Below are 11,672 nucleotides of genomic sequence, written 5' to 3'. Positions count from 1 at the left end.
CTGAACAACCAGGCCCGGATTGTTCGAAAACGTGAGGAGCTTGATGATGGAAAAACAGAAAAAAGACCGGCGAACCCGTCGCACTCGCGATATGTTGGGAGACGCACTGATTGAGCTGATTCTGGAAAAGCACTATGACGAAATCACGGTGCAGAATGTAATTGACCGCGCCAATGTCGGACGGGCGACGTTTTACGCCCATTTCCGCGACAAAGAAGACCTCTTTCTGAGCGATTTCGAAAATCTTCTGGATGGAGTCAACCGGCACATCCAGTTGGAGCAGGCTGGCAAAGCTCAAATCGTCCCCGTTCGACAGCTCTTTAGCCACCTTCAGGACTTTCATCACCTGTATCGAGCCCTGGCGATGTCGCGAAAAATGGAGTTGATCCTAAAAACCGGGACGGACTACCTGAGCAAAAAGATCGAACACAAGCTGGTGTCACAATCTGTCTCGATATCCGTGCCGCCGGCGATTCTGGCACACCACATCGCCAGCACACTTTTTTCCATGCTGAAATGGTGGCTTGAAAGCAACATGCCCTATTCTCCAGAGCGAATGGATGAAATATTCCACGAACTGGTCGCACCAGGGATTCAACAGACAATCGGACAAAAAACATAACACCATTGAATCTCAATAACTGAAAAAACTAGATTTCCTAGCAACCCCGAACCCAGCAACCCAGCAACCCTAAAAGATATGACATTTCAACCAATTCTCCGCCCTGCAACTCCGGAAGATATTGCCTGGATCGTAGCCCAGGAACAACGCTCTGAATTTGAAGCATTTATCGGTCACTGGTCGGCTGAAACACACCTGAAAAACCTGACAGACCCCGATAAACGCTACCTGATGGCGACTGACGAAGCCGGACAGCCCGGCGCCTACGTGATCCTGGCCGGGCTCACCTCACCCGCCCGAAGCATCGAACTGGCCCGGATTGTGGTCTCCCAACCCGGAACTGGGTTTGGGAAGCCGGTTTTATACAAAGTAATTGAGCTGGCGTTTTCTGAACTGAACGCCAATCGCCTCTGGCTGGACGTCTTTGATGACAACGTTCGTGCCCGTCACACCTATCAGGCAACTGGGTTTTATGAAGAAGGAACACTGCGCGAAGCCGTGGTCAAGCGAGATGGGAACTTTGGTTCACTGGTGATTATGTCCATCCTGGCCCGCGAATATCGTGCCGGGTTGAGATTGTGAAACCTGGCTTTCAACTCACGGGTTCCTCAGCCCATCAAATCCAGAATATCCACCCTGGTAAAATACCAGTGAAGCGCCCGTTGCGCCCCGGTCAAATGTTGTCCCCAATGGATTTCAAACAAAAAGCGCCATTCCCAGGCAGCTTCAGTCAAACGTCCCTGGTCATAGCAAGCAAGTCCTTTCTTTACATCCCGATAGATGTCAGCCAGATCGTCGGCCAGGCTACTGCAGATGGAAGTTGTGTTTTCAGAATCGAGCGGGTTAAACACATCCCAGTAGTAATTGAGTTCAAACTGGGCCAGTCTGGAGTAAATCACTTTCCATTCCTCGTGAGAAAGCGCTTCAATCCGGATATCAGCACCATGTTTGACCGGCCACAATCGCAACACACCCAGATGCAACTCCGCCAGGAGAAGCCGCAGGTGGGAGACTTCTTCAAAGGAATAGGTTTCAACCGCTTCCACCCACGCGCAGTAGCGGCTGGCCGCATCGGCGAAGGATTCGATTTGAGGCGCAAGCTTGTACATTTTGTTTAAAATCTTTCGTGCTATTGAAAAATGAGAAGTGTCCTTGATTCAACGTTCGAATTCCGAAAGTTCCTGAGCCGTACTTTCAAAAACTTCCTATCGAGAGCGCTATTCGAGTTGGCATAGATTCAAGAAATGAAAAACTTGACTCATACATCAAGCTGATATTCCCTATTATTGAACCAGGGAAACTGACCTGTCGGATGTGGAGTTTCGTTATGATTCGAAGCGACGCCGAATACTGGGACGCACTCAATCAGATTCAAGCGGCCACAGGCGTCTTGAACTCCCTGACTGGTTTTTCCTGAACCCAAAAAGCAAAAAGCCCGCTTTGGCAAGCGGGCTAAATCCTTGATTCTAAAAGTACACCCGGGAAGACTCGAACTTCCGACCTCTTGATTCGTAGTCAAGCGCTCTATCCAACTGAGCTACGGGTGCAAATGGGGAATGCGGATGAGAGGACTTGAACCTCCAAGGGCCGAAGCCCACATGGTCCTGAGCCATGCGCGTCTGCCAATTCCGCCACATCCGCAAAGGAACGGGCATTATCGTCACGAAATGCCTGTTTGTCAACTACCTTGTTCAAAAATTTTGGCCAGTTTTTACCCCTTCGAACGATTTCCCAACATTGTCAGCACAAAATCCTTCCCCGTAATGCCTCCGAGCTGGATATCCATCCCAAGCTTGGTTCGCAAATCCGCCAGCGTCATACCGTCGAGGAAAATCTGGTTCTCTCCCATCACTGATTCGCCGGGGATGAACAACTTCTGGCCTTTGAACTGATCGCGTGCCGCCAGAAAATCAGTGGCGGTCAGCAATCCCGACACATTCACTTCCGGGCCGAAATATTCATTTGTGACCGGGACCACGTGCAGTTGCGTTCCAAACGCCTGATTGATTTCCTCGGCGGCGGCAGCCAGCGTTGGGTAAAACAGTGTCCCGGTGGCCAGCGTCGTCACCTGGCGTAACTCGTCGGCAAGGCCAGGTCGTTTCAGGCGCTGCTTCAACGTGGTTCGAAAGCTATTGAGAAACCGCCGGACCATGCCAACGCCGTCTTCAATCTGTGGGTACGGCCCATAGTGACGCGTTGACGGAATCGGCTGTTTGGCCCGGATATAAAACTCGTCGCCCAAAAAAGCAAAGTTCGTACCGAGCCGCTTGTTCAAATCTTTCTGCCACGGGGTGACCAACTCAATGATTTCGGCAAACCATTCGTCCCACACCGGAGTCAGCAGGTGACGCTTGCGATGGTGCTTCGTCAATCCAAGCGGCACAATCGCCACTGAAACCAGACCGGGATAGAGTTCCGCCAGTTCATAAATTGACTGGCGAAGCACTTCTCCGTCGTTGATGCGCGGGCAAAGCACAATCTGGGCGTGGAGTTCGATATCGTGCTCAAGCAAGCGCCGCATCGTCCCCAAAATATCATCGGCTTTGTTGCGCCCCAGCAAATGACGCCGAACTTCAGGGTCAGTCGCGTGAACTGAAACATACTGTGGAGAAAGCCGTTGCTCGACAATGCGCTCAAATTCGTCACTCGTGAGCGTGGTCATTGTCGTGTAGTTGCCGTGCAGAAATGATAGCCGAATGTCTTCGTCCCGGAAAAAGAGCGATGGGCGGGCATCTTCCGGGTTTTGCTCACAGAAACAGAATAAGCATTCGTTGCCGCACTGGCGCGGGACAAACTGCTCGAAATCAAGGCCCCAGATTTCCCCTTCGTCCAGCGCGACTTCGAAATCAACGTTTTTGCCGTCAACCCTGGCAACGGCCAGTTTCAAGTGTTCCTCAGAGCCGGTGTAAAACTGGAAATCCAGGTAATCACGGACTTTACGGTCATTAATGGCCAGGATGCGGTCTCCTGGCACCAACCCAAGCGCGGCGCCGATGCCGCCTTCGTCCACCGCCGTCACGGTCACACCCCGGCGGCGTTTTAATTCGGCAATCGGATAAATCGTTTCAAACTGCAGACTATACATTGGCGACTCGACTCTTGAACTCTCCTTCAGGATGAATCGGAGGCTTGGCTGACTCTTCAGCCAGTGAATCGAGCCTGGAGTCAAGTTTTTGCAGCACCGAATGCAACCGATTTAACTCACGATGGTTGGCTTGTGCAATGCGAACTCGCCGAAGGGCAGGTGGCGTGTTGTCAAAACTGCGCGGTGTGGCGTGGTGGGCGGACTTGCGGGGTGGGTGAATATCAATGCCGTGACGGGCGAAAATGGCGGCGTATTCTTCAAAATGTTCCGACAATCGGGCGATCATGGTCTTGTATCCGTGCTCGGCAACCGATACGCGTGCGTCATAGTCCATAATGTTGTGGAAGAACATCTTGTAGTCGTCTTCGCGTGGTTCAATCAAAATAATATCCACATTGGGATAAAACCGGCGATAGCGTTCCAACCCGGCGGGAATCCGCGAATGCAACATCAAGCGCAGCATCTGCCGCCAGACATGCTGAAATCCCTTGTCCGAAATGTAGCGCCCTTTATGGCCAAACATCGGAATGGATTTCTTTTCAGTGTCATTGCGCAAGGGCACCACCGGATTAATACAAATGATCAATTCAGCGCCCTTCTCAATCGCAATGTCAATGTGGAGTGTTTTGCGCATGGCGCCATCCACATAGTCACGACGTCCAATCCGAACCGGGCGGTAAAACAATGGAATCGCGGTTGATGCCTGAACCGCTTTTGAAATCGGAATGTGGTCATAGCCTTCATCGCCAAAAATCACACGGTCGCCGGTATCCAGTTCAGTGGCAATCACATAGAACTTTTTCGCCAGTTCCCGAAAATCATTAGTGCGGCCCAAATTCTGCAAATTGGTGCGGACAAAATCAGCGACTTTGCTGTTGGTAAAAATGGCTGACGGCAAAATTTCATCCAGCAGTTCCGAGTATGGATTTTTCCCCAGCGTGTAGTTTGAAATATTTCTCCAGAGATTCTGCGTGAGCGTAAAGGGCAACCCCATGGCCCGTTCAAAGAATTCACCAAAATTTGGTCGAAAGACATCCCATTTTGAGAATTTTGTGAGCGTGGTTGAGGGGTGCTCGCCCATGGCACCCATCATTTCGGCTGGGGTGATGCCATTGACCAGAAGCGAGCCAACCAGCGACCCGGCTGACAACCCCATGACCATATCAAAATCATTGAGGGTAAATTCGCCGGTCAGGAAATGAGTGAGTGCCTGTAAGACACCGACTTCATACACCACACCTGTCACACCGCCACCGGCCAGGACCAGAGCGGTTTTGGAGCGTTTTTTGGCTTTGGTTGAGGACGGAACGGGGGTAATTTTGATGCGCTGGACGTTCGTTGTCGACTCATGCTTCATCCTATCTTCGGCGTGGAGACCCGGTCCTGGTTGGGCCGGGAGGAAACGCCGCTCCTTTTTGAGTTGATACGAAAGCGGGAAGAACGAATCCTTCCCGCCCTCGATGTGATGTGAAAAGAGTACATCACGCACCGACTTGCGTCGGGTAGTGCGTACCGGTCTGACTGTGACCGCCGACCGGATTCGGCTTCCTCTCGACCGGATTTGGGAAGGTTTGCCGTGACCAGCACTGGCACTGACTCCCATGCCTGTTTAACCGGTCACCGTAGGGCAGCGGACTGAGGCGGCATCCGCAGGTACCTATGAATTCTTCCCAATCGTTTCCCGTGATTTGCACGGGGGTCTGGTCAACCGGAGCTTGGACCGATCTCCCCACACCGGCCATCCGGCAGGATGGCGTCGTGGCGACGCGACTCAAGCCCGGCCCTTGAAGACCGAGTCTGTTGACAAGTACTTTCGGCCACACCTCTTAGATGAGTTGGTACTGCCTGGAGACAGTACGGCTGACGAGTTGATTTTTAGGCGGCGGCTGATTTTCCCGGATGGGGAACGGATTTGGGGCAACTTGACAGGCGACCGAAGGAACGGCGTGCTCCTGGTTCGTCACGTTCACGAAAGTCCTTCTACGTGCAGGAAGCAGATGCAGGAGATAGATGAAGGAGGAGGCTTCAAACTATCCTTTCTAACTGTACATAGTGGATGTGGAATTATTTCAGACAGCAAAGGAAAGTGCCAGTATACCATCCGAATTTTCGCCAGGAAAAGAGCTTTATCTGCTTTTTTTCCTAATAATTCGCAACTCTACTCACATCAATTGGATGGTTTGCGGGTACAGCGTCTGAGACTGGCTGCTTTTTAGAATATGAGCGGCGGGTCGCACTCTGAAATGACAACGTTGCCCTGGTGCGTGACCGTGGTGTCAGCCAGTCTCCAATCAGGCGAGCGGTGGTGGCTGAGTCTTCACCGACCAGGACGCCAAGATGACCACCGGGGACAAAATCACAGGTCTTATCCTGGCTTCCGATCAAATCCAGAATTGAAAAAACACTTTCAGACGAAATCAGGTGGTCACTTTCACCAGCAAGCGCCAGGTAGGATCCCTGAATATTCTGAAAATCCACCTCCGTCCCATTGATGACAAACGTGCCCTGATAGAGTCGGTTTTCGCGGAAAATCTGCGTCCAGAATTGCTTAAACGTGGCTTCAGGCAGATTGAGAAAGTTGTTCATCCAGTGGCTGATGGCCCGCTGTGTCAGGACATATTCGGTGTTCCAGAGATTCCAGAGCAATTTCAGCGGCTGGGTCAGCGTTTTCAAGGGCTGGCTGAGTTGGAACACGGACTGACAGACCGCAGCCGGGACCATTCCCCGTTGCTCGACCAGCGTCCATAACGGTGAGCCAATCACCGTTCCCAGATGCTGGTATCCCGACATGACTTCAAAATCAGTTGGTGCCGCCAGATTGATGATATTGCGGACGCCTTCGTGTGGATACAGCGCCCCGTAGAGGTTAGCGAAAATGCCGCCCATACAGTAACCAATCAATGTAAGCTCTTGATGTCCAGTCACTTGCTTGATTTTTCGAACTGATCGGTGGATTCGCTTCGTGATATAATCATCCATTGACAGCCGACGATCTCGCCGCAGAGGTTCGCCCAAATCCACCAAAAACACATCAAACCCTTGATCAAGTAATGCCCGTACCAGGCTTCGTTCCGGCAACAGATCAAACACATCAGGTCTGACCATGAGCGGTGGAATCAGAAGCACTGGAATCCGGGAACGACTCCGGCGGCGCGATGAATAACGACGCAACTTGAGCAAACGCTGCTCAATCAAAAGCCGGTGGGACGCCCGGTTCACCACCGCAAACTCGCCGGTGGTGAATAATTTGACGCCATTGTATGCCCGCAAAATACCACGCGCGGTTTCGCGGATGAGCAACGACAGGAGAACTTCAGCAAATTCGAAAAACATTTTTCCTGGCTTCGTGTTAGATTTTGAGGGGAATGTGGAGGAATTATGAATTATGAATTATGAAGAAATGAAATAGCCAGCATTGAATGTGTCTGTCATTTCTTTGTCCAACCCAGACAAGGAAAACAAAAACCAGAGAATCTATTTCATTGAATAATAAGCACTTCAATCTTCATAATTCATAATTCGCAATTGGATCACTTATGGCTAAATATGATCGGGTTATCAGGTTACGCGGGTCACTGAGCTACGAACCTGCCTCAAAAGCGTCCTTTGGCTACCAACTCGACCCTGAGTTCAATCTGGGGATCTCGTTGACTGTCCGGACCTACCTGGTGGCCGAAGATTATAGCCTGGATGAATTTATGGCCATGATGAAGACCCGAACTCAAAGAGAGGAAGAAATTCACCACTTCCGCACGACCTTTATGATTGATTCCCGCAACCTCCCCCCACCTGAAGAAGAACCTGAAGAGTAGCGAACCAAAGCGAGTAGCGAACAAGAGCGAGTAGCGAACAAGAGCGAGTAGCGAACAAGAGCGAGTAGCGAGTAGCGAGTAGTCAAGCCAAATCAGCAAGTAGCGAACCAAAGCGAGTAGCGAATAGTCAAGCCAAATCAGCAAGTAGCGAACCAAAGCGAGTAGCGAATAGTCAAGCCAAAATATTTTTCATGTTAACAGAACTACTTTTCAACCTTAATTTAGTAATAGGAATGACCTCTGAATCTTTTAGTTGATTCTACTCACTCCCCGCTCAGGATTGACTACTCGCTACTCGCTACTCGCTCTTGTTCGCTACTCGCTTTGGTTTGGTCGGACCGGATAGGCAATCATATTTGAGAAAGTCCGGAATGTCCCCTGATGATAGACTCGCAACTGGCGATACCAGGCATAGCTCGTATAGACGTAACTTCCCTTCCCTCGGTGCGCAACCAGATACCCGCCACGCAGTTCCTCCTCACCCGTGTCGTGTGACGCCAAAAGGGCCTGATAGCCGCTATCCCACTCAGACGGAAAGTACAAACCGCGTTCCTGGACCCAGTTGTCGAAATCAGTCTGGCTCAGTTTATTTGGCCAGTTGAGCAACGGGTGCTCTGGCAGCAGGAATGTCACAGGGGCGGTTTCTTCAGCCACCCGACGATCCCCAACCTTGAGCGGCAGCGCCGCCCATTCGGGTTTGAACTCGCCGGTTTTATGGTAGAAAACCACCAGATGGCCACCCTGTTCGACAAATTCCATGAGTTGTGATTGATGTTTGGCCAGATCCGGTGCCGCCAGATACACCCGATTGTCGAGCACAATCGTGTCAAAGTTTTCTTTGAGCGCCCCTGGCTTCCAGTCAGATTCCTGGAGTTCACGATGCTCCACACCCAGTAATTTCAAGGTTTGCGGCAGAGTAAATTCAAAGCTGCGCACATACCCAACCCGGAGCTTTGCCGGCAGGGCCACTGAAACCGGAATCACTTGAATGCTTGCCAGTTGAAGCGGAGCCGTGGCGGGTTTGGGTTCCTCTGGGTCATAGGCTGCTTTTTTGGGGACCGGCAGCGGCGGTGGAGCAGAAAGATCCGTCCAGACCATATCAATCCGGGTTTGTTTCGGATCCAGCGGCTGCAAAAAGGTTACAATCACTTTGGCCTGAACCTGAATCTGGTTTGGTCCAAATTGCACGCTGATTTTATTTGGAGAAACCACTACTCCACCCAAAATATGAAACTTGATCTCGCCCGCCTGAACCCGAGCCGAATTGCGCGTGATGGTGGCGGTGAAGATTTGTGGCTCGGGACCTCTGATATCGCCTTCTTTCAAAATAGCCGGGATTTCGCGTGGAACTCCTTGCACCACAACTGGGTGCGCAACTTCGAGTCGAGCCGGTACCGGAACTTGGAACCGGATGCCATTTCGCGCCAGGGTCACTGTAAACCGGGCCTGAGGTTGCAAGAAATCAGCATCATACAGGTGCTCAGGGGCAGGTTGAGTTGGCGGAAGCGCAGGGAAAGCCGTCAATCGAAAACTCACATCAGTTTGATTCCCAGGTTCAATCTGAACATCATTGCCAGCGGCTGAATAATCACCACTCGACTGCCAGCCATCGGCCAGCTTGATCTGCACCTGACGCAAACTGACTGGCTGTGAACTTCCATTGACAATTGTCAGCCGGACAAAGGCGGTTTCGCCAGGAACAATCAACTGCGGCGTGGCCTGAACCTGGATCTCAATCCCTGAGAGCACGACATAGGCATGGGCCAGTCGGTCGGCCAGTTGTTCAAAAACCCGTGACTGGTCTTTGGAATTCAGCGCCTGGGTCCGAACTGACCGCAGGGCCCCCAGCACCTCGTCACCCAATTTGCGCCGGGCGGCTTCACGTTCTTCCGATTTTGTCAGGCTTTGGATCTGTCGCCACCGCTCAGACGGCATCACACCTTGAAAGCTGGCTTTCACCACTCCGGCATAGACATCGGAAAAATCCGGCTTTGATTGACTTTCTAATCCAGCAAACAGATTGTCGCCGCCGGCTGGCAGGTCTCCGGCATTCTTGCTTTTGATCAGGCGATAGCGGCGGGTCACGGGACGACTCAGATCGGCATTTGGCCAGGGCCCCTGGGTTGCGTGCATCTTGAGCGCATCATAGGTAATCTGGACATAACTGACCTGCCGATAGGGATCTACCTGATTGACTTCAAAAGTAACATCCGGTTTGGTTTCCCCAATTGCCCGTTCATACAGCCGGCGAATTTGCCAGGGCAAGACTCCTCCGATAATCTGATCGGAAAACTGATTTGGATCGGCGGCGGCATCAAATGCTTCCTGCAACAAAACCCCAACTGCCTGATGGTGGCCATGCCCGGTTTTGGTATCATGGTTGGTAATCACCACGTCTGGCCGCAATTTTCGAATCAATCCCACCAGCCGCCTGAGCGCTTCGTCGTGTCCCCATCGGGCCAGTGCCTCGCGCGAAGTTTTGGAAAACCCAAAATCTTCCAACCCCAGATTGTAATTCGGAGATTCCTGGTGGGCCGCGGCTGCCTGCATTTCATAAGACCGAATAACCCCGAGCGCCTCGTTCAATTCCGTCCCGACCGCATTTTGCCCGCCTTCACCGCGTGTGGCCGTGATGGAGGCGGTGTTGACGCCATATTTCATCCGGTAATAGACCAGCGAGGCACCGTCTTCATCATCCGGATGCGCTGCCACACAGAGCAGCGAAGAGGGTGATTCAAGGTTGAGCAGCGCCTGGTAACAGGCAATATCCTTGCTTGATGGAGTTTTGCTGGTCGTGGCTGGCGGCGGGTGCGTTTGAAATGCCTGGCCGGAGGGCAGTTGCCCCACCATACCACTGATCAAAGTTAGAATAAGTATTCCGAACAAGCTCCACCGGGTAACCACTGTGGGCCAAAGGCGCGGCGCGGCAATTCTTTCGTGAGTCAGGCTGGATTGATCTTTCATGCGGGCAAATTTCCTTTTGATGTCTGAAGCATCGCTTTGCCAGAAGTAACTACTGACAAATAAAGATTTTATAGCCATTGAAGTAAGGTATGTGAATTAGACCTTCGTTGGTGCAAGGCAATGTGTGAACCTGAGTCAGGCAACGTTAGTGAAATCTGCTGGACTGTGCAATTCGACTTGGAAATGGCTGTTTTTTGGGACCTGACATTGAACTCTTCGCCCCAATTGATGCCCCCCCCTAATTTTTACGTTTCTGGACTTGCACGGCGAGCCGTGGCATAGTTTTCAGGCATTTCCAAACGCCGTTTTCCCCAGCCTGTATTGAATTCTTCACTCTTTTCTAAAAGTGCCGATATCCGGCCTGCGTTGAGAATCATCGTAACGCCTGATTGGCACAACCTGACGATCAACCCAACGGAGTCTTTGACTGTGAAATCAACCCAAAATCTTGAATTAATCTATCAACTCCTGTGTGACGATGTGCGGCTTGAACTAGGCAATAAACTCAGCTTTATGGGTGTGTTTCAAGACATTTATGTTCAACAGCTTCCGGTTCAACTTCCCCGCATCGCCGTGGTTAATCACTGGCGCGGAAATGGCAAGTTTTTGTCCGAAGTACGCATCCTCTACCCAGGAAAACAGCAGGTGGTGGCACACTCAACCCCAACGCTGTTTGAAGTTCCGGAAGGTGGGTATGCCAACAACATCACCTTTTTCATGAATCTGGCTTTTGAACGGCCAGGGGAATTCATTGTCCAAACTCTGATTGATTCGAACCTGTTTGCTGAGCGCCGGATGATTGTCGGTATTGTGCAACAGGCGGCCCATCCACTGCCGGAATCAGCCGCCGATGATGAATTGCTGAATTAGGGTTTCAGGCTCGGAAAGGATGAAGGATGAAGGATGAAACCAAAGGATGAGGGATGAGAGATGAGGGATGAAAAAAATCCCTTGTCACGTTGTCACCTTGTCATCCTGTCACTTTGTCATCTTGTCATTCGGTCACCTTGTCATTTTGTCACCTTGTCATCTGTCCAGGATTCCGGGTTTTTATAGAGCGTTGCATAATTTGCTTAACCCCACAATCTGGTTAGAATGAGGGGTATGAAAAAAAGAAACAGCACAACCGAAATGAAAGAATGGCGACGGAAACAAGCGCTGGAATTGAGAAAAGAAGGGTGGACGTATC

At 51.3% G+C, this 11,672-nt stretch carries 9 protein-coding genes and 2 tRNA genes; 4 read left to right on the top strand and 7 right to left on the bottom strand.

Annotation, left to right across the window (positions count from 1 at the left end; genetic code table 11):
* The first annotated feature begins 46 nt into the window (after positions 1 to 46).
* Positions 47 to 622 carry a TetR/AcrR family transcriptional regulator gene (locus HY774_11570; protein MBI4749119.1) on the top strand — a complete coding sequence of 192 codons (576 nt, stop codon included), beginning with the start codon at positions 47 to 49 and terminating at the stop codon, positions 620 to 622.
* Between the two features lie 78 nt (positions 623 to 700).
* Positions 701 to 1,204 (top strand): GNAT family N-acetyltransferase, encoded by a 504-nt coding sequence (locus HY774_11565; protein MBI4749118.1) that lies wholly within the window; start codon positions 701 to 703, stop codon positions 1,202 to 1,204.
* Positions 1,205 to 1,230: 26 nt separating this feature from the next.
* Here HY774_11565 and HY774_11560 read toward each other — a convergent pair whose 3' ends face one another.
* The 6 genes from HY774_11560 to HY774_11535 all read right to left on the bottom strand — a co-directional run bounded on the left by HY774_11560 (position 1,231) and on the right by HY774_11535 (position 7,040).
* The gene (locus HY774_11560; GenBank protein MBI4749117.1) at positions 1,231 to 1,731 is read right to left on the bottom strand and encodes a DUF5063 domain-containing protein; all 501 of its coding nucleotides are present in this window, start codon (positions 1,729 to 1,731) and stop codon (positions 1,231 to 1,233) included.
* A 364-nt stretch (positions 1,732 to 2,095) separates the two neighbouring features.
* Positions 2,096 to 2,169, bottom strand: a tRNA-Arg gene (locus tag HY774_11555).
* Positions 2,170 to 2,179: 10 nt separating this feature from the next.
* Positions 2,180 to 2,263 (bottom strand) — tRNA-Leu (locus HY774_11550).
* A gap of 70 nt (positions 2,264 to 2,333) precedes the next feature.
* The gene (locus tag HY774_11545) at positions 2,334 to 3,707 is read right to left on the bottom strand and encodes a DUF512 domain-containing protein (protein MBI4749116.1); all 1,374 of its coding nucleotides are present in this window, start codon (positions 3,705 to 3,707) and stop codon (positions 2,334 to 2,336) included.
* Entirely contained in the window at positions 3,700 to 5,064 is a 1,365-nt protein-coding gene (locus HY774_11540; GenBank protein MBI4749115.1) for a patatin-like phospholipase family protein, read from the bottom strand. The genes HY774_11545 and HY774_11540 overlap by 8 nt, the downstream gene beginning before the upstream one ends.
* Positions 5,065 to 5,849: 785 nt before the next feature.
* Entirely contained in the window at positions 5,850 to 7,040 is a 1,191-nt protein-coding gene (locus tag HY774_11535; protein ID MBI4749114.1) for an alpha/beta fold hydrolase, read from the bottom strand.
* Positions 7,041 to 7,243: 203 nt separating this feature from the next.
* On the opposite strand from HY774_11535, the gene HY774_11530 reads away from it, so the two are divergent.
* Positions 7,244 to 7,519: a hypothetical protein gene (locus tag HY774_11530; protein ID MBI4749113.1), complete on the top strand. Its 276-nt coding sequence runs from the start codon at positions 7,244 to 7,246 to the stop codon at positions 7,517 to 7,519.
* Between the two features lie 315 nt (positions 7,520 to 7,834).
* Here the strand turns inward: HY774_11530 and HY774_11525 are convergent, their stop codons facing one another.
* Positions 7,835 to 10,483 carry a PIG-L family deacetylase gene (locus HY774_11525; GenBank protein MBI4749112.1) on the bottom strand — a complete coding sequence of 883 codons (2,649 nt, stop codon included), beginning with the start codon at positions 10,481 to 10,483 and terminating at the stop codon, positions 7,835 to 7,837.
* Between the two features lie 429 nt (positions 10,484 to 10,912).
* Between HY774_11525 and HY774_11520 the strand changes: the two genes are divergently transcribed.
* Complete coding sequence (locus tag HY774_11520; protein ID MBI4749111.1) at positions 10,913 to 11,353, top strand: hypothetical protein; 441 nt, start codon at positions 10,913 to 10,915, stop codon at positions 11,351 to 11,353.
* Positions 11,354 to 11,672 lie beyond the last annotated feature (319 nt).

The organism is Acidobacteriota bacterium (assembly GCA_016208495.1).
Lineage (GTDB): Bacteria > Acidobacteriota > Blastocatellia > Chloracidobacteriales > Chloracidobacteriaceae > JACQXX01.
This window is presented reverse-complemented; position numbering and strand designations above follow the sequence as displayed.